Here is a 20,180-nt window from a genome sequence, read left to right as displayed (position 1 = left end):
GTGACAGTGCTTTGACAGTTGCGGGAAATTTGAATGTCAATCAGCGCCGAGGTAGCGGCGTTCAGAGCACGCGCTGCCCCTCGCGCCAGACACCGCGCACCACGGCCTGCTGGGCGCCGCCCGGCAGCTCCACCATGTGCACCTGGATCAGGTCGGCACGCAGCCCCGGCGCCAGCTCGCCGCGGTCCGCCATTCCCGAGGCGCGCGCCGGGTTGCGCGTGACGGTGGCCACCGCCTCGGGCAACGTGAGGATGCCGTCGTGCACCAGGCGCATCACCGCGCTCAGCAGGCTGCCGGGCACATAGTCGGACGAGAGGATGTCCAGCAACCCCTGGCGCGCCAGCTCGGACGCTGCGACATTGCCCGAATGCGAGCCGCCGCGCACCACATTGGGCCCGCCCATCACGGTCAGCAGGCCGCGCTCATGCGCCGCCTGGGCTGCGGCCAGCGTGGTCGGGAACTCCGACATGCCCGCGCCTTCTGCATGGGCCTGCTCCACATGCGCCACCGTGGTGTCGTCGTGGCTGGCCAGCGCGATGCCATGGGTGCGGCAGTAGTCCACGAAGTAGGCGCGGTGCGGCTCGGCGTACTGCGCCTGCAGCGTGGCGGCATGCTGCACCTGGCGCTCGAACTTCTCGCTGCTCCAGCCCTTCTTGCCGGTGTAGTAGGTGCGCGCCTGCTCCAGGTTCTCCCACTGGCGCTGGCCGGGGGTGTGGTCCATCAGCGAGATCAGCGACAGGCGCGGGTGCCCGTGGAAGGGGCCGAACAGGTCGATGGTGTTGGGCGCCGGCAGCTCGCAGCGCACGTGCAGATGGTGGTCGGCACGCAGCAGATGGCGTTGGGTGCAGGTGTCGATGGTGTCGAGCACCTGGTTCCACGCGCTGCCGCGCAGGCTCTCCGCGTCCGCTTCGCCCACGCCCAGAGCGTCCAGCACCGTGGTGATGCCGGCGGCGGCGATCTCGGCGTCGTGGGCCAGCAGTGCGGGCATCGCAGCCCATTGCACCTTGGGGCGCGGCATCAGGTGGCGCTCGAAGTTGTCGGTGTGCACCTCCACCAGCCCGGGCAGCAGGTAGTCGCCGCCCAGATCGATGCCCTGCAGCGCGGCCGTGCCGCCCGAGGCCAGGGCGTCGATGCGCCCGCCCTGCACCGAGAGCGAGCCCTGCACCACCTCGCCGGGCAGCACCATGCGGGCGTTGTGGAAGACGGCGGTGGCGCTCATTGGAAAACCTCCGTGCTGCGCACTGCGGTGCGAGCTTGCTTGGGGCGGCCCGGCGCGGCACTCATGCTGCCACCCCGCGGAAGTCCGCCACGTTCACGCGGCGCGTGGCCACCGCGGCGCCCACGTGCGCATCGTGGAAGATGCCGACCAGCGCCGCGCCGCGCTCCACGGCCTCGCGGATGAGGGCGATCACGGTGTCGGTGTTGGCCGCGTCGAGCGAAGCCGTGGGCTCGTCGAGCAGCAAGAGGGGCTTGGGCTTGATCATGTTGCGCGCGATGTTGATGCGCTGCTGCTCGCCGCCCGAGAAGGTGGCCGGCGGCAGGTGCCACAGCCGTTCGGGAATGCGCAGCCGCGTGAGCCACTGGCGCGCCGCTTCGCGTGCGGCCTCCTGGGCGCCTTCATCGTCTCCCGCGTCTTCGGACAGGGGTTCGGCCACCACATCGAGCGCGCTCACGCGGGGGATCACGCGCAGGAACTGGCTCACGTAGCCCATGGTGTCGCGGCGCAGCTGCACCAGGGCGCGCGGACTGGCCTGGGTCACGTCCAGCGCCGGGCCGCTGGCGGGCTGCACGGTGATGCTGCCGGCGTTGGCGCGGTAGTTGGCGTAGATCATTTTCAGCAGCGTGCTCTTGCCCATGCCCGAGGGGCCGTCGAGCACCACGCACTCGCCCGCGCCGACCGTGAGGTCCACGTTGCCGAGCACGGGCAGCTCGATGCCGTTCTGGTGGTGCAGGGTGAAGCGCTTGGCCACGCCTTGGAGTTCCAGGATGGGTGGTTGCGTGTTCGTCATCATGGTTGCAGTACCGAGGAAACGAGGAGCTGGGTGTAGGGGTGCTGGGGGTCGTCGAGCACCTGGTCGGTCAGACCCGACTCGACCACGCGGCCGCGCTGCATCACCACCATGCGGTGGGCCAGCAGGCGGGCCACGGCCAGGTCATGGGTCACGACGATGGCCGCCAGCTGCATCTGCCGCGTGAGCTGGCGCAGCAGGTCCAGAAGGCGCGCCTGCACCGAGACGTCGAGGCCCGAGGTCGGCTCGTCCATGAACACCAGGCGCGGCCGGGTGACCAGGTTGCGTGCGATCTGCAGGCGCTGGCGCATGCCGCCCGAGAAGGCGCGCGGCGCGTCGTCGATGCGGCTGGCATCGATCTCCACGCGCTGCAGCCATTCGGTGGCGGTGGCGCGCAGGCGGCCGTAGTGGCGCTCGCCCAGGCCCATGAGGCGTTCGCCCACGTTGGCCCCGGCCGAGACGTCCATGCGCAGGCCATCAGCCGAGTTCTGGTGCACGAAGCCCCAGTCGGTGCGAGCCAAGAGGCGCTGCTGTGCCTCGCTCATGGCCAGCACATCCTGCATGCTGCCGTCGCGCCCCTGGAAGTGCACGCTGCCCGCATCGGGCCGGCTGCGCGCCGCCACGGCGTTGAGCAGGGTGGATTTGCCCGAGCCGGACTCGCCGACCACGGCCAGCACCTCGCCGGGCCACAGATCGAACGAGGCGTCCTGCAGCGCCATGCGCTGGCCATAGCACTTGCCGATGCCGCGCACGCTGAGCAGAGGGGCAGGAGATGAAAGAGTGGCGTCCATATCGATCAGGGTTCTATGGAGAAGCTCAGGCCATGCTGCGCAAAGCCCAGGGATTCGTAGAAGGCATGCGCATCGGTGCGCTTGCGGTGGGACGAGAGCGCGAGCTTGTAGCAGCCGGCCTCGCGCGCCTGCTGCACGGCATGGGCCATCATCTGGCGGCCAATGCCCTGGCCCTTGCGGTCCGCGGCCACCACCACGTCCTCGACGATGGCCGAGGGCGCGCCCCGGTGCGCCAGGTTGTGCATGACCAGCAGGGCGTAGGTGCCGACCACGTCGGCACCGGGCCCGGCGCTCTCGCAGGCCACCCACAGGCGGTAACTGGGGTAGTCGCGGAACCGGGCCAGGATGGTCCGGGCCTCGTCGAGCGTGAGCACGTGCTCGTGACTGTCCTCGACGCCCTGGTACAGCGCCAGCACCTCATCGAGGTCAGACTCGGTGGCTTCGCGCATGAAGACCGCGCTCATGCGCCCTCCCCGGCCGCCAGGGCCTGCGCGGAGCCCTGCCGCTCCTGGCAGTAGTCGGAGTCGGAGCACACATGCATGCGCGTGCCCTGGTCGTCGGTAATGACTTCGTCGAGGAAGCTGTCCGTGGCGCCGCACAGCGCGCAGGGGCAGTCCCAGCGCTGTACCTCGAAGGGGTGGTCCTCGAAGCCCAGGCTCTCCACAGGCGTGTAGGGCGGCACGGCATAGATGCGCTTTTCGCGGCCCGCGCCGAAGAGCTGCAGCGCGGGGTTCATGTGCATCTTGGGGTTGTCGAACTTGGGGATCGGCGATGGCGCCATCACGTAGCGGTGGTTGACCAGCACCGGGTAGTCATAGGTGGTGGCGATGTGGCCGTAGCGCGCGATGTCCTCGTACAGCTTGACGTGCATCAGCCCGTACTCGGCCAGGCCGTGCAGGGTGCGCGTCTCGGTCTCGCGCGGCTCCAGGCGCTGCATGGGCTCGGGCACCGGCACCTGGTAGACAAGCACCTGGCCCTCGGCCAGCGGCGTCTCGGGAATGCGGTGGCGCGTCTGGATCAGCGTGGCCTCGGCCGTGCGCGTGGTGGTGGCCACGCCCGTGGTGCGCTCGAAGAAGCGGCGGATGTTGACGGCGTTGACCGTGTCATCCGAGCCCTGGTCGATGACCTTGAGCCGGTCTTCGGGCCCGATGATGGCCGCCGTGACCTGGATGCCGCCCGTGCCCCAGCCGTAGGGCAGCGGCATCTCGCGCGAGCCGAAGGGCACCTGGTAGCCGGGGATGGCCACGGCCTTGAGGATGGCGCGGCGGATCATGCGCTTGGTGCGCTCATCCAGGTACGCAAAGTTGAAATGGCCGTCGGTGGGCGCGGCATCCGCGGGCAGGCCCATCAGAGAGGGTTCGTGGGGCGCGTTCATGCGTCGTCTCCTGGCGCAAGGGTGTCCACAGCCGCGGCACGCATGCGGCGCACCAGTTCCAGCTCGGACTGGAAGTCCACGTAGTGCGGCAGCTTCAGGTGCTGCACGAAGCCCGAGGCTTCGAGGCTGTCGCTGTGCGAGAGCACGAACTCCTGCATCTGCGCGGGCGACTCCACGGGCTCGCCCAATTCATCGGCACGCAGGGCACGGTCCACCAGGCCCATGGCCATGGCCTTGCGCTCGCTGTGGCCGAAGGCCAGACCGTAGCCGCGCGTGAACTGCGGCGGCTCGCTCTTGCTGCCCGCGAACTGGTTGACCATCTCGCACTCGGTGATCTCCATGTCGCCGATGGAGAGGGCAAAGCCCAGCTCCTCGGGCACGATTTCCACGGCCACCGTGCCCAGGCGCAGCTCGCCCACGAAAGGATGCGAGTGCGCGTAACCGCGCTGCGTGGAATAGGCCATGGCCAGCAGAAAGCCCTCGTCGCCGCGTGCCAGGTTCTGCAGCCGCGTGGCGCGGTTGGCCGGAAAGCGCAGCGGCTCGCGCGTGAGGTCGGCGGGGGCCGGGTCGCCCTCGGGCACGGGGCGCGTTTCGATCAGCCCCTCCTGGTTGAGCAGGTCCACCACGCGCGGGGTGGCGGCCGGTGGATCGGCCAGCGGCGCCGCTACACCGGCAACCGGCGCGTCACCCTGCGCCATCAGCGTGAAGTCGAGCAGGCGCTGGGTATAGTCGTAGGTGGGCCCCAGCACCTGGCCACCGGGCAGGTCCTTGAAGGTGGCGGAGATGCGGCGGTGAAGCTGCATGCGCGCCGTGTCCAGCGGGCGCGTGGTGCCCAGGCGCGGCAGCGTGGCGCGGTAGGCGCGCAGCAGAAAGATGGCTTCCACCAGGTCGCCTGCGGCCTGCTTGATGGCCAGGGCCGCAAGCTCAGGGTCGTAGACCGAGCCTTCGGTCATGACGCGGTCCACCGCGAGCTTGAGTTGTTCGCGTATCTGCGCCACGGACAACTCCGGCTGTGCGGTGTCACCCCGGCGCTGCTCCGCGAGCAGGCGGTAGCTGTTGAGGATGGCGGTTTCCCCGCCCTTGACGGCAACGTACATGGTTTCAAGCCTCCACAGCGGGGGAATCGATGCGGGTGGTGCGCGGCAGGCCGGCGATGTGCGTGGCGGTCGCCAGCACCAGGTCCACCCCGCGCGGGAAGGCCCCATGGTTCGCGGCCCACTGGCGCTCGAAGTCCTCCGGCAGCCCCGCCACGCACAGGTGCTGCGCCACCTGGATGCCGGGGCCCGTAAGGCGCCAGGCGCCGGCCCCTTCGACCGCCGGGGCCAGCACGGACACGTCGATCACGCAGGTGGCGGACTGGTCGGGGTACTCGTCGCTGCCACGCTGCAGGCTCTCCAGCAGGGGCATGCCGTCCCCCCCGGCCACCCAGGCAAAGCGCGCCTGTGCGGGCACATCCACCAGCACGCAACCGGTGTGAAAGCGCAGCCAGGTGCCGGCCTGGCTGGCCGCCAGTGTGGGCGAGAGCCACAGCGTGCATTCGCTGTCGAGCAGGGCCAGCAACACCGCAGCCGATGCGGCATGGCCGGTGGCGGGCACCTCGGCATCGTGCGCGATGGCCACCGGGCTGCCCGGCTGCGACAGCGCCTGCAGCACCGAACGGAACACAGCCTGGCTGCCCAGCGCCTCGCTGGAAAATCCCGCACCCAAGGTGGACAGGGAGCTCGTGGGGGTGGCACTCATTGCTGGTCCTCCTCGCCGTTGGTGCCGCCGCTCTCGCGCGCCACCGTGAAGAAATCCACCCGCGTGCTGGCCGCGCGGGCCTGGCGCTCGGACTGCGCCTGGACCAGGTGGCGGCGGATGGGGTCGAGCAGGCTGGCATCGAGCGCGGCCTGGAGCGCCGGGTCCTGCAGCAGCGCGTCGGCCAGGGCGGCCAGTTGCACCTGGCGGTGCGAGCGCCCGAGCACGTAGGCCACGCCCACGGTGGCATCGGCGTCCTCCGAAGGCTGCACGCGCAGCGCGCAGCGGGTGACCGTGATCTCGCCCAGGTTGAAGCGCTCGCCCGTGCCGCCGGCGCGGCCCTGCACCATCATCAGCCCGGTTTCGGGAGCACGCAGCCAGCGGGCGGGCAGCGCCGCATGGGCCTGCAGCGCGGACTCCAGGATGCCGACCGGCGCCCGCGCCAGGAGCGCCATCCAGTGCGCCCGTGCAAGCGGCCTTCCAGGGCCCGGGTTGTCAAAGGCTTGAAACATGGAAGTGGTACTCTTAAAGTTGTATAGACAAATTGAACAACTGGCGCCAGCTTAGACCGGGCGCATGTAGGTTTCATGACAGCCAGCACCACGACCTTTTCCGAGCCTTCGTCCCCTGCCCCGCGCCCGGCCCGCGACAGCTTCTGGACCCGCATCGCGGCCGAACTGGCTGAGGCCATCGGCAGCGGCATCTACTCCCCCGGCCAGCGCCTGCCGTCGGAGCACGCGCTGGCCGAGCAGTTCGGCGTGAACCGCCACACCATCCGCCGCTCGCTGGCCAGCCTGTGCAACCAGGGCCTGGTGCGCATCACCCAGGGCAGCGGCACCTATGTGGAAGATTTCGCGGTGGACCTGGCGCTGGGCAAGCGCGTGCGCCACCAGCAGGGCCTGGCCCAGGCCGGCCTGCGCGGCAGCCTGGTGGTGCTGCAGGAGCAGAGCGTGCGTGCCACGGCGGCCCTGGCCAAGGCGCTGCAGGTGCCGGCCCGCAGCCCACTGCTGCAGCTGCGCGTGATCGGGCAGGCCGAGGGCCAGCCGCTGCATGTGAGCGAGCGCTACTTCCCCCTGCCCCGCTTCGAGGGACTGGCCGCCGTGGTGCGCGAGACCGGCTCCATCACAGCCGGCTTCAGCGCCCACGGCGTGGCCGACTACACCCGGCGCGAAAGCCGCATCACCGCCGAGCTGCCCGATGCCGTCGTGGCCGCCGAGCTGCGCCAGCCCGCGGCGCGGCCCGTGCTGCTGGTAGAGAGCCTGAACGTGGACCTCGAAGGCACGCCCATCGAATGGGCACGCGCCTGGTTCGCGGGCGATCGCGTCAAACTCACGGTCACCCATGACGAATAACGCCAATCCCACCACCGCCCACCGCTACGCGGTCTACTTTGCCCCCCACCCCGGCACCCTGGCCTGGCTCGCCGGCAGCCACTGGCTGGGCCGCTGCGCCGCCCAATTGCAGCCCCTGCCGCAGTTGGACATCCACGGCGTGGCCAGGGCCGAGCTGGAGCGCCTGACCGCGGCACCGCGCCGCTATGGCTGGCATGCCACGCTCAAGGCCCCGTTTGCGCTGGCGTCCGGGGTGGACTGGCTCACGCTGCACCACGCCGTGCAGACCCTCGCGCAGGGCTTGCGGCCCTTTGCCATGCCGCCCATGGTGGTGGAGCGCATCGGCGATTTCCTGGCCCTGGTGCCCGCAGCCTCGAACCCGGCCAACGCCGAGATCCAGGCGGCCGCGGCTGCTTGTGTGACCCAATTGCATCCCCTGGCCGCACCGCTGTCGGAACCTGATCTGGCGCGCCGCCGTGCCGCAGGACTCTCGCCCCGCCAGGACGAACTGCTGCAGCAGTGGGGCTATCCCTTCGTGTTCGAGGAATTCCGCTTCCACATGTCGCTGACCGGCTCGCTGTCGGATGCGGACGGCACGGTGGTGGAGCTGGTGCAGGATGCTGCGGACCAGTTCTTCGCCGACCTGCCGCCGCTGCGTTTCAACAGCCTGGCCCTCTTTTCCGAGCCCACGCCGGGCGCCGACTTCGTGCTGCTGGACCACGTGGAGCTGGGCGCATGAGCGGCACATCCGGCCGGCTGCTGTATTTCATGGGCCCCTCGGGTGCGGGCAAGGACAGCCTGCTCGACTGGCTGCGCCAGCACCTGCCGGCGGAACTGCCCGTGCAGTGGGTGCGGCGCACCATCAGCCGCCCTGCAGCATCCGGCGGAGAAGCCCACGAGAGCACGACACCCGATGGCCATGCCGCACTGCGCGCTGCCGGAGCATTTGCTCTGCACTGGGAGGCCAATGGCCTGGCCTATGGCGTACGCCACAGCGAGCTGGCACCGCTGGACCAGGGCCGCTGGCTGCTGGTGAACGGCTCGCGTGCCTACCTGCCCAAGGCGCTGGTGCGCTACCCTGCCCTGGTGGCCGTGCACATCACGGCCAGCCCCGAGGTGCTGCGCCAGCGCCTGCAGGCGCGGGGCAGGGAAAGCAGCGACGAGGTCGAGCAGCGTGTGCAGCGCGCGCTGCGCTTTCTCGCGCCGCCGGGCACGGCCGGTATCGAGGTGCGCAACGACACCAGCCTGGATGCGGCGGGCCAGCAGTTGCTGCAGGCCCTGGAACGTCTGCCCGGCTGGCCGGGTTAGGGAACGGTGAAGTCCGCCCGCGCCGTGAGCGCCTTCTCGCGCGCGTGGCAACCCTCCAAGTGGTCGTTGACCAGGCCCATGGCCTGCATGAAGGCATAGACCGTGGTCGGGCCCACAAAACTCCAGCCGCGCTTCTTGAGGTCCTTGGACATGGCCACCGACCCCGGCGAGGTGATGAAGGTGCGCGCCACCTCGCGGGTGATGCGCTCGGGCCGCTCGCCGGCCGGTGGCTCGTAGCGCCAGGCGTAGTGCGCGAGCGAGCCGAACTCCTTGCGCAGTTCCAGCACGCGCTGGGCGTTGTTGATGGTGGAGGCGATCTTGCCCCGGTGGCGCACGATGGCCGCGTCCTGCACCAGGCGCTCCACGTCCTTGTCGGTGAAGCGGGCCACCTGCTCGGCATCGAACTGCGCGAACGCGGCCCGGAAACCCTCGCGCTTGTTCAAAATGGTGAGCCAGCTCAGGCCCGACTGGAAGCCCTCCAGGCACAGCTTCTCGAACAGGCGCCGGTCGTCCGCCACGGGAAAGCCCCATTCCGTGTCATGGTAGTGGCGGTACAGCGGCGTGGCCTGGCACCAGGTGCAGCGCGGGCAGCCGGCTTCATCGGCGAACAGGCCATCGGGGATTGCGGGGCTGGCAGCAGTGGCATCGGTCATGGCAGCCATTCTAGAAACCTGCCACGCCATGCTCCTGACAAGCCCTCCCGACCCCGCAGTGAACGCCATGTGTCTACACTGGTCAACCAATATGCCCACTGCCCAGCCTTTCCGATTCCGCCCCCTTGGCACGCTGCTCCTCGCCGGGGCCAGCCTGCTGCTGTCCGGCTGCGCCGGCAGCACCCTGGGCTACTACTGGCAATCGGTGCGAGGTCATGTGCAGCTGATGGGTGCGGCCGAGCCGCTGGAGGACTGGATCGCACGCGGCGACATCTCCGTGCCGCTGCGCGAGCGCCTGCAACTGGCCCAGCGCGCCCGTGCCTTTGCCGTCACCGAGCTGGGCCTGCCCGACAACCCGAGCTATCGCCGCTACGCAGACCTCAAGCGCACGGCCGCCGTGTGGAACGTGGTGGCCGCGCCGCCCTACTCGCTGACCTTGCACACCTGGTGCTTTCCGGTCACGGGCTGCATCGGCTACCGCGGCTACTTCGACGAGGCCGATGCCAAGGCCGAAGCCGAACAGCTCGCACAGCAAGGCCTGGAGGTCGAGGTCTATGGCGTGCCCGCCTACTCCACGCTGGGCTACATGAACTGGGCCGGCGGCGACCCGCTGCTCAACACCTTCATCGGCTGGCCCGAAGGCGAGTTCGTGCGCCTCTTGTTCCATGAACTGGCGCACCAGGTCGTCTACGCCAAGGGCGACACGCTGTTCAACGAATCCTTTGCCACGGCGGTGGAGCGGCTGGGCAGCGCGCGCTGGCTGGCCCAGCAAGCCACGCCCCAGGCCAGCACCGCCTTCGCGGCCAGCGAGGCGCGCCGGCGCGACTTTCGCGCCCTGGCCCAGGCCACGCGCGAGCGCCTGGCCGCCATCTATGCACAGGACGATGCCGCCGCCCGGCAGGCGCAGAAAGCCGAGGCCATGCAGGCCTTCCGAGCCAACTATGCCGCCCTGCGCGAGCGTTGGCAGGCCACGCCAGCGCAGACCGCAGGCTACGACCGCTGGGTGGCCGGCGCGAACAACGCGAGCTTCGGTGCCCAGGCGGCCTACAACGAGTTCGTGCCCGCCTTCGAGACGCTCTTCGAGCGCGAGGGCCGGGACTTTCACCGGTTTTATGATGCGGTACGCGCGCTGAGCGAACAGCCGCAGGCGCAGCGCCACGAGGTGCTGCGCGCCCTGCTACCCAAAGAGGAGACCCCTGGTGCCTGACATCCACATCCACCGCGAACACCACCTGGGCTTCAAGGAAGCCCGCAAGGTCGCCTTCTCCTGGGCCGAAAAGGCCGAGGAGAAGTTCGACATGGAATGCATCTACGAAGAGGGCGACACCGAGGACACGCTGCACTTCACCCGATCCGGGGTCAAGGGCACCCTGCTCGTCGATGCGAAGCGCTTCGAGATGAATGCGCAGCTCGGCTTTCTCTTCGGCGCCTTCAAGGACCGCATCGAAGCCGAGATCGGGGAACAGCTCGACGTCTTGTTGAAAGCACCCGCGCCTGTCGCCAAGAAGACTGCGGCCAAAAAGAAGGCCACCGAAGCGGCGCCCGCCAAGGCAGCAGCCAAGGCGCCGGCAAAAGCCAGGAAGGCCTGAGCGCGGCCATGACCACGCCTGCGCACGACACCCTCTGCGCGCTGCTGCACACGCGCTACAGCTGTCGCTCCTTCCTGCCCGAAGCCCTGCCGCGCACCACCATCGAGCAGATCCTCGCCACGGCGCAGCGCACGGCCTCATGGTGCAATGCCCAGCCCTGGCAGGTGCACATCGCCAGCGGCGAGCCGCTGGCCCGGCTGCGCTCCGCCTTCCAGCAGGCCATCGTCAGCACGCCGCCCGCACCCGACCTGCCCTGGCCGCGCGAGTACCGCGGCGTGTACCAGGAGCGCCGGCGCGAGTGCGGCTACGGCCTGTACGAGGCATTGGGCATTGCCAAGGGCGACCGCGCCGCATCGGCGCGCCAGGCGGCCGAGAACTTCAGCATGTTCGGCGCGCCCCATGTGGCCATCGTGAGCAGCGACGAGGCCCTGGGCGTCTATGGCGCGGTGGACTGCGGTGCCTATGTGGGCAATTTCCTGCTGGCCGCGCACAGCCTGGGCGTGGCCTCGGTGCCGCAGGCGGCGCTGGCCTCCTACCCCGGCGTGCTGCGCGAGGTGCTGGGCATCGGAGCGGACCGCACCATCGTCTGCGGCATTTCCTTTGGCCTGGCCGACCCGGCGCACCCTGCCAACCAGTTCCGCACCACGCGCGCCGATCCGGCCAGCAGCGTGGTCTGGCGCGATTGAGCATGCATGCACCCGGCACCCGCGTGGTGCTGCAGCACTTCAACGGCACCGCCGAGGGCCCGCCGGACGGCAATCCCTCGGACGGCTACTGGCGCCTGATCGGCAGCACGGGCACCGTGCTCAGCCCCGCCAACGCGCAGGGCCGGGTGCTCGTGCGCTTTGACAACGACGTGGCGGTGCCGGGACTGGCCTGCCACAACCCCGAGCCCAATAGTTTGTTGATCGCGACTACCGACCTGGCCACGGCCTGAGATCAGGCCACCGCCTGGAGCCGTGCGGGCGCAATGCCCTGCCGCAGCGTACCGAACAAATCCTTGGGATCGGCCAGCTCCGGAATCAGCTGGATGCGTTCGCCCACGCCCAGCTCCAGCGCGGCATCGCGCATGAAGCGCAGGGCCGAGAAGTCTTCCAGTGCAAAACCCACGGAGTCGAACACCGTTACCTCGTCATCGCTGCGGCGGCCTGGCTGGCGGCCGGCCAGCACCTGGCACAGCTCGGTCACGGCGAAGTTGGCCGGCATCTGCTGGATTTCGCCTTCGATGCGGGTCTGGGGCGCGTATTCCACGAACACCCGGCCGCGCGTGAGCACCTCGGCCTGCAGCTCGGTCTTGCCGGGGCAGTCGCCACCCACGGCATTGATGTGCATGCCGGGCTCGACCATGTCGGCGGTGATGATCGTGGCACGCGCCTTGTCGGCGGTGATGGTGGTGACGATGTCGGCACCGCGCACCGCCTCGACCGTGCTGGCGCAGACGGTCACCAACAGACCCGAAGACTGCAGATTGGCCCGCAGCTTGGCGGTGGCGGCAGGGTCGGTGTCGTACAGCCGCACCTCGGTGATGCCCACCAGGTGCTGGAAGGCCAGGGCCTGGAACTCGCTCTGCGCGCCGTTGCCGATCAGCGCCATCACCCTGCTGTCCTGCCGCGCCAGCGCTCTGGCCGCCACGGCCGACATGGCGGCGGTGCGCATGGCCGTGGTCAGCGTCAGCTCGCTGAGCAGCTGCGGCGTGCCCGTGGCCGTATCGGCCAGCACGCCGAAGGCCATCACGGTGGACAGGCCCAGGCGCGTGTTCCTGGGGTGGCCGTTGACGTACTTGAAGCTGTAGGTCGCGTCATCCGCGATGGGCATGAGCTCGATGACGCCGTCTTGCGAATAGCTGGCCACCCGGGCAGATTTGTCGAATTGCTCCCAGCGCAGGAAGTCTTTGGTGATGCAGTCCGCGATGCCGGACAGGCAGGCCGCCAGGCCCTTGCGGCGCACCAATTCCACCGCTTCGGGGGCGCTCAGGTACAGGGTGGATGCATCGGCGTGTGGGAGGGTGGTTTCGGCTCGCATGGTGTTGTCTCCGGTTCGGTGGCATCCAGTGTCTGGCGGGCGAGAGGCAATGTGAATCGGCAAAAATGTGCCGATTTGCAGGCTTTTTTGCCACAATGGCAGGTCTGACTTACCCTTTTGCCAAAAAGCTGGAGGGACGTGCCATGGACCTGCCCGGACCGCTCCCTCATCGCCCTGCATCCACCTGACGACCTACCGGTGATGGGACGCTGGCGTCACCCGACCTGCCCACCCAGGCTGCGCGCGGCTTCGAGCACGCTCTTCACATAGCGCTCGTCGTAGCGGTGGGCCGGCATGGTCAGCGTGACTGCAGCGGCCACCGAGCCATCTGCCGCGAACACGGGCGCCGAGATGCCGGCCACTTCGCTGAGCCGGTCGCCCACGCTGGCCAGGTAGCCGTCGGCGCGGATGCGCGCGTACAGCGCCCGGTCATGCCGCCCGAGCGAGTTGGAGAGCGCTGCATCGAAAGCCACCAGCACCCGCCCGCCCGTGCCCCGGTCCAGCGGCAGCAGGTCGCCCGCACGGATGTGGTCGCGGATCGGGTGCGGCGAATCCACGCGGAACTGGCACAGCCGCGCGTCGCCCTGGCGCACATGGTAGGCCGCGCTCTCGCCGGTGGCGGCCACCAACTCCCGCAGCACGGGCAGCACCACCCGGTCCAGCGAGAACGAGGCGGCATACAGCGCATGCAGCCTCGCAACCTCGGGGCCGATGGCATAGCGGCCATCGTCGAGCCGCTGCACCCAGCGCGCATGCTCCAGCGAGGCCAACAGGCGCAGCGCCGTGCTCTTGTACAGCCGCGTGCGCGTGGCCAGCTCGGTCAGGGCCAGGGGGCCGTCGCCCTGGCGAAAGGCCGCCACCAGGCTCAGGGCGCGGTCCACGGCAGCCGCGCCGCCCGGGGCGGCATCGGCATCGGCGACGGATTCGGAAACGGCTTTGCGGGGCATGGCAGTGGATTGCGCAAGAGAATGGAGTTCCGTTCATTGGAACACCTGCCCACCACCACGTCCATGAAAAAAGGCGGCCGAAGCCGCCTGGGGGTGCGAAAGCCTGCGAGGGCTTCAGCTGAGTTCGGTGATCAGGTCGATGTACTGCTGCTTGGCGGCATCGGACTCGGTGCCCTTCAAGGCATTCCAGGCATCCCACTTGGCACGGCCCACCATGTCGGAAAAGCTGGGCTTCTTCTCGGTGTTGTCGCCCACGGTGGCTTGCTTGTACAGCGCGTAGATCTTGAGCAGCGTGGCGTTGTTGGGGCGCTCGCTCAGGTTCTCGGAATTGGCTTTGGCGGCTTCGAAGGCGGCGTTCAGGTCGGCCATGGGGATGCTCCTTGGATATCGAAAAATAGGGGAGGGAAAGAACGGTGTCGGCAATTCTTTGCGCCGTTGTATCTTACGGGTTCGACGGGATGAGAGGCCCCGCGATCCATAGAGGCAAGCCCCCAAAACGACCACAACAGGTGTACATCCGATGGTGACCCGCATTGCAGCTCCTGACGCCACCCGCCCCGAGGGCATCACCAACCCGCTGAACACCGCATCCCAGGTCGCCCGCAAGGCCCGGGACACCACGGCAGCCGCGGCCCGCCGCAGTGCCCAGGCCCTGCCGCCCGCCGCGCGCAAGGCCGCCGGGGCGGTGCAGAAGAACGTGCGCCGCGCGGCCACCGGCATGCTGGGCCTGTCCGGCGAGCGCATGAGCAAGGTCGACACGGCCTGGCTGCGCATGGACTCGGACAGCAACCTGATGATGATCAACGGCGTGTGGACGCTGGCCCCCGGCATCACCTGGGAAGCGCTGTGCGAGCGCGTGCAGCAGCGCCTGCTGCAGTACCCGCGCTTTCGCCAGCGCGTGGTGGAGGATGCGGCCGGTGCCACTTGGGTGGAGGACCGCCATTTCGACATCGCCGCCCACGTGCTGCGCGAGACCCTGCCGCAGGAGCCCGGCCAGAGCATGCAGCGCGCCCTGCAGGACCGGGTGGGTGAGCTCGCCATGGAGCCGCTGGACCCGCGCCGCCCGCTGTGGCAGATGCACCTGGTCGAGAACTTCAGGGGCGACGATGGCCAGCTGGGCAGCGCGCTCATCGTGCGCATCCACCACTGCATTGCCGACGGCATTGCGCTGATATCCGTCACCATGTCCATCGTGGACGGCGGCGCCGAGCCGCCCAAGCGCAGCCGCAAGGAGCGCGAGGCTGCCGCCACTGCCGAGGACTGGATCGCCGACGCGCTGATCAAGCCCTTCACCGGCCTCACGGTGAAGGCACTGGACTTGGCGGGCGATGGCGCGGCGCGCTCGCTCAAGGTGCTGGGCGATCCCGAAAAGGCCATGCAGCACGGCCTGGCCGGCACCATGGACATGGCGCGCGTGGCCTACCAGATGGTGAGTGACGCGGCCGCCCTGGCGCTGATGCCCGACGATTCGCCCACGCGCCTGAAGGGCCAGCCCGGCCAGGCCAAGCGCGTGGCCTGGTGCCCGCCGATTCCGCTGGAGGAGGTCAAGGCCATCGGCAAGGCGCTCAACTGCTCGATCAACGACGTGCTGCTGTCCTGCGTGGCCGGCGCCATCGGCGGCTACCTGCGCAGCCAGGGCGACGACCCCACGGGCCAGGAGATCCGCGCCATGATCCCGGTGAACCTGCGCCCCATGGAAGAGGCCTGGAAGCTGGGCAACCGCTTCGGCCTGGTGCCGCTGGTGCTGCCCATCGGCGTGGCCAACCCGGTGGAGCGCGTGTACGAGGTGCGCCGGCGCATGGCGGCGCTCAAGGGCAGCACCCAGCCCATCCTGGCCTTCGCCATGCTGGCCGTGGCCGGCCTGATGATCAAGCCCGCGCAGGATGCGCTGCTCAACCTGTTCGGCCGCAAGACCACGGCCGTGATGACCAATGTGCCCGGCCCCAAGGAGCAGCTCACCTTGTGCGGCTCGCGCGTCACGCAGTGCATGTTCTGGGTGCCGCAGTCGGGCGACATCGGTCTCGGGGTCTCGATCCTGAGCTATGGCGGTGGCGTGCAGTTCGGCGTGATCACCGACACCACGCTGTGCCCTGAGCCCCAGCGCATCATCGACGCCTTCGCGCCCGAGTTCGACCAGTTGTCGCTCCTGACGCTGATGCTGCCCTGGGGAGACTGACTTCGTGCGTTGGCTGGCCACTCTGGCAGCACTGGCACTGCTGCAAGGCCCCGCCAGCGCCACGGTGCTCCAGGAGCATTCGCAACGCCCTTACCCCGTTCAGGTAGCGCCCGGACAGACTTTGCGCCAGGCGCTGCAGGCCGCCACGCCCATCGTGGTGGACGGCCGGCGCTTCCACGGCTACACGCGCTGGAATGTGCGCTGGAACTACCGCTGGTGGCGCGAGGCCTCGGGCCGCTGCAGGATCACGGAGGTCACCACACGCCTGACCACCGAGGTGCAACTGCCGGAATTGCGCGGCGCAACACCACCGCAGCAAGCAAGCTTCGACCGCTACCTGCGCGCGCTGTCGCAGCATGAGCAGGGCCATGTGCAGGTCGGACGCGATGCGGCCCAGGCCATCGACCAGGGCATTGCCCGCCTGCCGGCAGCCGCCGATTGCGCCACGCTGGAGCGCCAGGCCGATGCGCTGGGCCGCCGGCTGCTGCAGGAGCATGTGGAACGCGAGCAGCAGTACGACCGAGACACCGGCCACGGCACATCGCAAGGCGCGCGGCTGGACTGAGGGCTGCTATGCGGCGCCCCATGCCGACAGCAGGCGCGACACGCTGGCCAGCACCGCGGGCACGGGCTCACCGAGCTGCACCCGCACGATGGCGCCCTCAACCACCAGGGCCAGCGCCTGCGCATCCTGCGCCTGCGTAGGCGATGGCGGCAACAGGGTGGTGGCCAGCAGGTCCGCCATGTCCTGCTTGTGGCGGCGGGCGATGGCATTCACCTCGGGCACGGTATCGCCCAGCTCGCTCACGCTGTTGATGAAGGCGCAGCCCCGGAAGTCCTCACGCGTGAACCACTCGCCCAACGCAGGGGCCAATGCGGCCAATCCGGTGCCGGCCTTGCCATGGCGCGCCAACGCATCGGCGAACCAGGCCATCCACAGCGTGTGTCGCATCTCCAGGTAGGCGCAGACCAGGTCGTTCTTGCTCGGAAAGTGCCGGTAGAAGGTCACCTTGGTCACGCCCGATTCGGCGATCACCTTGTCGATGCCGGTGGCGCGGATGCCCTCGCGGTAGAACAGCCGGTGTGCCGTGTGCAGCAGGCGCTCGCGCGCAGGCAGGTCGTGGACTTCGGTGATGGGAGCAAGCAGCATGGCGCCATTGTAGACAAGTCTGTCTACATATGTGTATGATGACGACGTAGACAGATCTGTCTACACCCTATCGACCTGCCCATACCGAGGTGCTACCCATGGAATCCCGCCCACCCTTGCCCCCTTTTTCGCTCGAAACCGCCATCCAGAAAGTCCGCCTGGCCGAAGACGGCTGGAACTCCCGCGACCCGGCCCGCGTGGTGCTGGCCTACACCGAAGACACGCGCTGGCGCAACCGCGCCGAGTTCCCGCTCGGCCGCGCGGCTGCGCAGCAGTTGCTCGAACGCAAATGGGCGCGCGAACTCGACTACCGGCTCATCAAGGAGATCTGGGCCTTCAGCTCGCACCGCATCGCCGTGCGCTTCGCCTACGAGTGGCACGACGATGCCGGCAACTGGTACCGCAGCCACGGCAACGAGAACTGGGAATTCAACGACGCCGGGCTCATGGCCGTGCGCCACGCCAGCATCAACGACCAGCCGATCCAGGCGGCGGACCGGCTGTTCCACTGGCCCCAGGGCCGGCGCCCGGATGACCATCCGGGGCTGACCGAGTTGGGTCTGTAAAAATCAGCGGCTCAGGCCGTCAACCGCTTGGAACATCGATTGGCGGGCCTGGCTCACGATCTGGCCCTTCCAGGCGTCGGTATCGGTGTAGAAGGCTTCCATCATCTGCGCCTTGATCTGCTTGGCCTGCTCGGCCGGGGCCTCTGGGTGCAGGTTGAGCCACTGCTCGGCGCGGATCGCGTTCATCACGTCGAGCACGGGCACGGTGCCGTACTCCATCGCAATGCCGGTGCTCTCGGCGTGCGGGCATTCGTCGTAGACCGCGTTCCACATCAGCCCCGTGAGGAAGGCCGAGGTCGAGGAGCCGTCGTAGATCGAGGTCACCGGCGTGGCGCCACCGCCATCCCACCAGGCGCGGGCGCGCGCCACCGAGGCGGCATCGTCCTTGCCGGCGTAGATGCGTTCGCCATGGCCATTCGGCCCCAGGCCGGTGTGCAGGTCGATCCAGGCGATCTGCGAGGCACTCGCGCCGTGCTGGCGCAGCACCTGGCGCAGCGTGCGGTTGCTCCAGGTGGGCTCGGTGCCGCCGAAGAACAGGCCCTGCGGAAACTCGTGCTGGCCGCGCGAGATGGCGGCCTGCCATGCGGCTTCGCCCTTGGTGTCGATGTACTGCTGCACGGCGGCCAGGTTGTCGGGGCCCGGCGGCCATTGCTCGGGCAGCAGCAGGGGCTGCACCTCGCGATAGGCCTCGTTCACGGGCAGGGGCTTGGAAAAGTCCTGGAAGTTGCGGTTCAGGTCCACGTTCTCGTGCGTGAAGCGGCGCACATGCGAGAAGCCGTAGGGGTTGAGCGCATGGATGTAGAGCATGGCCACACCCGCCGCATGGGCCTTGTCGCGCCACTCCTGGTCGTGCAGCGCAAACACCTGCACGCCCGTGCCGCAGTAGCCTTCCACGCCATGGCAGGCGCTGCTCACGATGAGCAGCTTCTTCGCATCGGCCGGGCCGTCGCGCACCACATCCATGGCCAGATCCTCGCCATCGCGGCCCTTGAGCGGGTGCGCATGCGACTCGATGGGCAGGCCTGCTGCGGCAGCGCCCTCCAGAAACTTCTTGCGGGCCTGGGCGTAGCTGGGCGAAAAGGCGTCGACGATGCCGATCATGGGGGGCTTGCTTTCGTGGGTGGGGTTGGCAGGGAAATGCACGCGGGCCCACGCAGCGGCGGGCCCGGCAGAGGCGAGCGGCGCCCCCGGGGAGGAGGCCTCAGGCGGCCGGCTGGGCCAGCCACTCCTCGGCGAGCTTGACCCAGTAGGTCGCGCCCAGCGGGATCAGGTCGTCATTGAAGTCGTAGCTCGGGTTGTGCAGCGTGCAGGGGCCGCCGCCGTGGCCCATCTCGCGGTGCGCGCCGTCGCCGTTGGCGATGAAGCAGTAGGCACCGGGCTTGGCCTGCAGCATGAAGGCGAAGTCCTCGGCGCCCATGGTGGGCTCCTGCACCAGCACGTTGGCCTCACCCACGATGCCGGCCATCACCTTGCGCGCAAAGTCGGCCTCGGCCGGCGAATTCACGGTGGGCGGGTAGTTGCGGTGAAAGTGGAACTCGCAGGTGGCATCGTGCGCGGCGCAGGTGTGCTCGGCCACCTGCTGCATGCGCTTTTCGATCATGTCCAGCACCTCGATGGAGAAAGTGCGCACCGTGCCCTGCAGCTCGCAGCTGTCGGGCACCACGTTGGTGGCCTCGCCTGCGTGCACCATGGTCACCGAGATCACGCCCGCGTCCACGGGCTTCTTGTTGCGGCTGATGATGGTCTGGAAGGCCTGCACCATCTGGCAGGCGATCGGCACCGGGTCGATGCCGTTGTGCGGCAGCGCCGCATGGCTGCCCTTGCCGCGGATGGTGATCTTGAACTCGTTGCTCGACGCCATCACGGGGCCCGGGCTCACCGCGAACTGGCCCACGGGCATGCCCGGCCAGTTGTGCATGCCGTACACGGCCTCCATGGGGAACTGCTCGAACAGGCCGTCCTTGATCATCTCGCGCGCGCCGCCACCGCCCTCTTCCGCGGGCTGGAAGATCAGGTACACGGTGCCGTCGAAATTGCGGTGCTTGGCGAAATGCTGCGCCGCAGCAAGCAGCATGGCCGTGTGGCCATCGTGCCCGCAGGCGTGCATCTTGCCGGCGTGCTTGCTGGCATGGGCGAAGGTGTTGAACTCCTGCATGGGCAGGGCGTCGATGTCGGCGCGCAGGCCGATGCCGCGGCCGTTGGCACCGCCATCGCGCCCCTTGACGATGCCCACCACGCCCGTGGTGCCCAGGCCGCGGTGGATGGGAATGCCCCATTCCGTGAGCTTGGCCGCCACCACGTCGGCCGTGCGCACCTCTTCGAAGCACAGCTCGGGGTGGGCGTGAATGTCCCGGCGCACCGCTGCAATACTGGCCGCCTGGGTGACGATGGAGTCAATAACGTTCATGATATGTGTCCTTACGATCTGACAGTCTAGTCCGAGAGTGGTCCATGTGTCAGTCCGGGTTATTCCGGGAGCAACGTGCGTGCCAGCCCTCCAGCGTCATCTCCACACGAGTGAGTACC

General features: G+C 68.9%; 25 protein-coding genes. 10 read left to right on the top strand and 15 right to left on the bottom strand.

From position 1 onward, the window contains the following. Positions 1 to 61: 61 nt before the first annotated feature. The 8 genes from AC07X5_RS04465 to phnG all read right to left on the bottom strand — a co-directional run bounded on the left by AC07X5_RS04465 (position 62) and on the right by phnG (position 6,424). Positions 62 to 1,219: an alpha-D-ribose 1-methylphosphonate 5-triphosphate diphosphatase gene (locus tag AC07X5_RS04465; RefSeq protein ID WP_494769176.1), complete on the bottom strand. Its 1,158-nt coding sequence runs from the start codon at positions 1,217 to 1,219 to the stop codon at positions 62 to 64. A gap of 61 nt (positions 1,220 to 1,280) precedes the next feature. After that, complete coding sequence (phnL, locus tag AC07X5_RS04460; RefSeq protein ID WP_494769175.1) at positions 1,281 to 2,012, bottom strand: phosphonate C-P lyase system protein PhnL; 732 nt, start codon at positions 2,010 to 2,012, stop codon at positions 1,281 to 1,283. Continuing rightward, positions 2,009 to 2,800: a phosphonate C-P lyase system protein PhnK gene (phnK, locus tag AC07X5_RS04455; protein WP_494769174.1), complete on the bottom strand. Its 792-nt coding sequence runs from the start codon at positions 2,798 to 2,800 to the stop codon at positions 2,009 to 2,011. The genes phnL and phnK overlap by 4 nt, the downstream gene beginning before the upstream one ends. A gap of 5 nt (positions 2,801 to 2,805) precedes the next feature. Then, complete coding sequence (locus tag AC07X5_RS04450; RefSeq protein ID WP_494769173.1) at positions 2,806 to 3,264, bottom strand: GNAT family N-acetyltransferase; 459 nt, start codon at positions 3,262 to 3,264, stop codon at positions 2,806 to 2,808. Then, entirely contained in the window at positions 3,261 to 4,175 is a 915-nt protein-coding gene (locus tag AC07X5_RS04445; protein WP_494769172.1) for an alpha-D-ribose 1-methylphosphonate 5-phosphate C-P-lyase PhnJ, read from the bottom strand. The genes AC07X5_RS04450 and AC07X5_RS04445 overlap by 4 nt, the downstream gene beginning before the upstream one ends. Further along, positions 4,172 to 5,272 carry a carbon-phosphorus lyase complex subunit gene (locus tag AC07X5_RS04440; RefSeq protein ID WP_494769171.1) on the bottom strand — a complete coding sequence of 367 codons (1,101 nt, stop codon included), beginning with the start codon at positions 5,270 to 5,272 and terminating at the stop codon, positions 4,172 to 4,174. Before AC07X5_RS04440 ends, AC07X5_RS04445 begins: the two co-directional genes overlap by 4 nt. A 4-nt stretch (positions 5,273 to 5,276) precedes the next feature. Beyond that, on the bottom strand, positions 5,277 to 5,915 hold the full coding sequence (phnH, locus tag AC07X5_RS04435; protein WP_494769170.1) for a phosphonate C-P lyase system protein PhnH: 639 nt from the start codon (positions 5,913 to 5,915) through the stop codon (positions 5,277 to 5,279). Then, positions 5,912 to 6,424: a phosphonate C-P lyase system protein PhnG gene (gene phnG, locus AC07X5_RS04430; RefSeq protein WP_494769169.1), complete on the bottom strand. Its 513-nt coding sequence runs from the start codon at positions 6,422 to 6,424 to the stop codon at positions 5,912 to 5,914. The genes phnH and phnG overlap by 4 nt, the downstream gene beginning before the upstream one ends. Positions 6,425 to 6,499: 75 nt before the next feature. On the opposite strand from phnG, the gene phnF reads away from it, so the two are divergent. Genes phnF through phnN form a run of 3 tightly spaced genes read left to right on the top strand, consistent with a single transcriptional unit; the run spans position 6,500 to position 8,551 of the window. Beyond that, positions 6,500 to 7,264 (top strand): phosphonate metabolism transcriptional regulator PhnF, encoded by a 765-nt coding sequence (gene phnF / locus AC07X5_RS04425; protein WP_409960318.1) that lies wholly within the window; start codon positions 6,500 to 6,502, stop codon positions 7,262 to 7,264. Then, the gene (locus AC07X5_RS04420) at positions 7,254 to 7,982 is read left to right on the top strand and encodes a DUF1045 domain-containing protein (RefSeq protein ID WP_494769168.1); all 729 of its coding nucleotides are present in this window, start codon (positions 7,254 to 7,256) and stop codon (positions 7,980 to 7,982) included. Before phnF ends, AC07X5_RS04420 begins: the two co-directional genes overlap by 11 nt. Beyond that, entirely contained in the window at positions 7,979 to 8,551 is a 573-nt protein-coding gene (phnN, locus tag AC07X5_RS04415; RefSeq protein WP_494769167.1) for a phosphonate metabolism protein/1,5-bisphosphokinase (PRPP-forming) PhnN, read from the top strand. Before AC07X5_RS04420 ends, phnN begins: the two co-directional genes overlap by 4 nt. Here the strand turns inward: phnN and AC07X5_RS04410 are convergent. Then, positions 8,548 to 9,204 (bottom strand): DNA-3-methyladenine glycosylase I, encoded by a 657-nt coding sequence (locus AC07X5_RS04410; RefSeq protein ID WP_494769166.1) that lies wholly within the window; start codon positions 9,202 to 9,204, stop codon positions 8,548 to 8,550. The genes phnN and AC07X5_RS04410 overlap by 4 nt on opposite strands. A 91-nt stretch (positions 9,205 to 9,295) precedes the next feature. Here AC07X5_RS04410 and AC07X5_RS04405 point away from each other — a divergent pair, with 91 nt between their 5' ends. Genes AC07X5_RS04405 through AC07X5_RS04390 form a run of 4 tightly spaced genes read left to right on the top strand, consistent with a single transcriptional unit; the run spans position 9,296 to position 11,730 of the window. Then, positions 9,296 to 10,411, top strand: coding sequence for an aminopeptidase (locus AC07X5_RS04405; RefSeq protein ID WP_494769165.1), 1,116 nt, complete (start codon positions 9,296 to 9,298; stop codon positions 10,409 to 10,411). Then, positions 10,404 to 10,793, top strand: a complete 390-nt coding sequence (locus AC07X5_RS04400) for a polyhydroxyalkanoic acid system family protein (protein WP_494769164.1) — start codon at positions 10,404 to 10,406, stop codon at positions 10,791 to 10,793. The genes AC07X5_RS04405 and AC07X5_RS04400 overlap by 8 nt, the downstream gene beginning before the upstream one ends. 8 nt (positions 10,794 to 10,801) lie before the next feature. Continuing rightward, entirely contained in the window at positions 10,802 to 11,479 is a 678-nt protein-coding gene (locus tag AC07X5_RS04395) for a nitroreductase (protein WP_494769163.1), read from the top strand. Between the two features lie 2 nt (positions 11,480 to 11,481). After that, the gene (locus tag AC07X5_RS04390) at positions 11,482 to 11,730 is read left to right on the top strand and encodes a hypothetical protein (protein WP_494769162.1); all 249 of its coding nucleotides are present in this window, start codon (positions 11,482 to 11,484) and stop codon (positions 11,728 to 11,730) included. 2 nt (positions 11,731 to 11,732) lie between these two features. On the opposite strand, the gene ocd is transcribed toward AC07X5_RS04390, so the two are convergent. The 3 genes from ocd to AC07X5_RS04375 form a co-directional block, all read right to left on the bottom strand. Continuing rightward, positions 11,733 to 12,815, bottom strand: coding sequence for an ornithine cyclodeaminase (gene ocd, locus AC07X5_RS04385; protein ID WP_494769161.1), 1,083 nt, complete (start codon positions 12,813 to 12,815; stop codon positions 11,733 to 11,735). 215 nt (positions 12,816 to 13,030) lie between these two features. Next, positions 13,031 to 13,762 carry an IclR family transcriptional regulator gene (locus AC07X5_RS04380; RefSeq protein ID WP_494769160.1) on the bottom strand — a complete coding sequence of 244 codons (732 nt, stop codon included), beginning with the start codon at positions 13,760 to 13,762 and terminating at the stop codon, positions 13,031 to 13,033. Positions 13,763 to 13,876: 114 nt separating this feature from the next. Then, positions 13,877 to 14,131: an acyl-CoA-binding protein gene (locus tag AC07X5_RS04375; protein WP_179682334.1), complete on the bottom strand. Its 255-nt coding sequence runs from the start codon at positions 14,129 to 14,131 to the stop codon at positions 13,877 to 13,879. Positions 14,132 to 14,282: 151 nt separating this feature from the next. On the opposite strand from AC07X5_RS04375, the gene AC07X5_RS04370 reads away from it, so the two are divergent. Together AC07X5_RS04370 and AC07X5_RS04365 are read left to right on the top strand one after the other, a co-directional pair. Further along, the gene (locus AC07X5_RS04370) at positions 14,283 to 15,938 is read left to right on the top strand and encodes a wax ester/triacylglycerol synthase family O-acyltransferase (protein ID WP_494769159.1); all 1,656 of its coding nucleotides are present in this window, start codon (positions 14,283 to 14,285) and stop codon (positions 15,936 to 15,938) included. A gap of 4 nt (positions 15,939 to 15,942) precedes the next feature. Next, positions 15,943 to 16,503, top strand: a complete 561-nt coding sequence (locus tag AC07X5_RS04365) for a DUF922 domain-containing Zn-dependent protease (RefSeq protein ID WP_494769158.1) — start codon at positions 15,943 to 15,945, stop codon at positions 16,501 to 16,503. 6 nt (positions 16,504 to 16,509) lie between these two features. Here the strand turns inward: AC07X5_RS04365 and AC07X5_RS04360 are convergent, their stop codons facing one another. Further along, entirely contained in the window at positions 16,510 to 17,088 is a 579-nt protein-coding gene (locus AC07X5_RS04360) for a TetR/AcrR family transcriptional regulator (protein WP_494769157.1), read from the bottom strand. 98 nt (positions 17,089 to 17,186) lie between these two features. Between AC07X5_RS04360 and AC07X5_RS04355 the strand changes: the two genes are divergently transcribed. Further along, positions 17,187 to 17,654: a nuclear transport factor 2 family protein gene (locus AC07X5_RS04355; protein WP_494769156.1), complete on the top strand. Its 468-nt coding sequence runs from the start codon at positions 17,187 to 17,189 to the stop codon at positions 17,652 to 17,654. A gap of 3 nt (positions 17,655 to 17,657) precedes the next feature. Here AC07X5_RS04355 and AC07X5_RS04350 read toward each other — a convergent pair whose 3' ends face one another. Together AC07X5_RS04350 and AC07X5_RS04345 are read right to left on the bottom strand one after the other, a co-directional pair. Next, positions 17,658 to 18,755 (bottom strand): M14 family metallopeptidase, encoded by a 1,098-nt coding sequence (locus AC07X5_RS04350; protein ID WP_494769155.1) that lies wholly within the window; start codon positions 18,753 to 18,755, stop codon positions 17,658 to 17,660. A gap of 100 nt (positions 18,756 to 18,855) precedes the next feature. Then, positions 18,856 to 20,061, bottom strand: coding sequence for a M20 aminoacylase family protein (locus tag AC07X5_RS04345; RefSeq protein WP_494769154.1), 1,206 nt, complete (start codon positions 20,059 to 20,061; stop codon positions 18,856 to 18,858). Between the last annotated feature and the right edge of the window lie 119 nt (positions 20,062 to 20,180).

The organism is Acidovorax sp. GW458-11-26-14-TSB4, from assembly GCF_059423865.1.
This window is presented reverse-complemented; position numbering and strand designations above follow the sequence as displayed.

Coding starts and splice junctions, on each gene's coding strand:
- AC07X5_RS04450 (WP_494769173.1), bottom strand. CDS start 3,264: ATGAGCGCGGTCTTCATGCGCGAAGCCACCGAGTCTGACCTCGATGAG.
- phnK (WP_494769174.1), bottom strand. CDS start 2,800: ATGGACGCCACTCTTTCATCTCCTGCCCCTCTGCTCAGCGTGCGCGGC.
- ocd (WP_494769161.1), bottom strand. CDS start 12,815: ATGCGAGCCGAAACCACCCTCCCACACGCCGATGCATCCACCCTGTAC.
- AC07X5_RS04345 (WP_494769154.1), bottom strand. CDS start 20,061: ATGAACGTTATTGACTCCATCGTCACCCAGGCGGCCAGTATTGCAGCG.
- AC07X5_RS04410 (WP_494769166.1), bottom strand. CDS start 9,204: ATGACCGATGCCACTGCTGCCAGCCCCGCAATCCCCGATGGCCTGTTC.
- phnL (WP_494769175.1), bottom strand. CDS start 2,012: ATGATGACGAACACGCAACCACCCATCCTGGAACTCCAAGGCGTGGCC.
- AC07X5_RS04445 (WP_494769172.1), bottom strand. CDS start 4,175: ATGAACGCGCCCCACGAACCCTCTCTGATGGGCCTGCCCGCGGATGCC.
- AC07X5_RS04465 (WP_494769176.1), bottom strand. CDS start 1,219: ATGAGCGCCACCGCCGTCTTCCACAACGCCCGCATGGTGCTGCCCGGC.
- AC07X5_RS04380 (WP_494769160.1), bottom strand. CDS start 13,762: ATGCCCCGCAAAGCCGTTTCCGAATCCGTCGCCGATGCCGATGCCGCC.
- phnN (WP_494769167.1), top strand. CDS start 7,979: ATGAGCGGCACATCCGGCCGGCTGCTGTATTTCATGGGCCCCTCGGGT.
- AC07X5_RS04355 (WP_494769156.1), top strand. CDS start 17,187: ATGGAATCCCGCCCACCCTTGCCCCCTTTTTCGCTCGAAACCGCCATC.
- AC07X5_RS04395 (WP_494769163.1), top strand. CDS start 10,802: ATGACCACGCCTGCGCACGACACCCTCTGCGCGCTGCTGCACACGCGC.
- phnH (WP_494769170.1), bottom strand. CDS start 5,915: ATGAGTGCCACCCCCACGAGCTCCCTGTCCACCTTGGGTGCGGGATTT.
- AC07X5_RS04420 (WP_494769168.1), top strand. CDS start 7,254: ATGACGAATAACGCCAATCCCACCACCGCCCACCGCTACGCGGTCTAC.
- AC07X5_RS04350 (WP_494769155.1), bottom strand. CDS start 18,755: ATGATCGGCATCGTCGACGCCTTTTCGCCCAGCTACGCCCAGGCCCGC.
- phnG (WP_494769169.1), bottom strand. CDS start 6,424: ATGTTTCAAGCCTTTGACAACCCGGGCCCTGGAAGGCCGCTTGCACGG.
- AC07X5_RS04390 (WP_494769162.1), top strand. CDS start 11,482: ATGCATGCACCCGGCACCCGCGTGGTGCTGCAGCACTTCAACGGCACC.
- AC07X5_RS04370 (WP_494769159.1), top strand. CDS start 14,283: ATGGTGACCCGCATTGCAGCTCCTGACGCCACCCGCCCCGAGGGCATC.
- AC07X5_RS04375 (WP_179682334.1), bottom strand. CDS start 14,131: ATGGCCGACCTGAACGCCGCCTTCGAAGCCGCCAAAGCCAATTCCGAG.
- AC07X5_RS04440 (WP_494769171.1), bottom strand. CDS start 5,272: ATGTACGTTGCCGTCAAGGGCGGGGAAACCGCCATCCTCAACAGCTAC.
- AC07X5_RS04405 (WP_494769165.1), top strand. CDS start 9,296: ATGCCCACTGCCCAGCCTTTCCGATTCCGCCCCCTTGGCACGCTGCTC.
- phnF (WP_409960318.1), top strand. CDS start 6,500: ATGACAGCCAGCACCACGACCTTTTCCGAGCCTTCGTCCCCTGCCCCG.
- AC07X5_RS04360 (WP_494769157.1), bottom strand. CDS start 17,088: ATGCTGCTTGCTCCCATCACCGAAGTCCACGACCTGCCTGCGCGCGAG.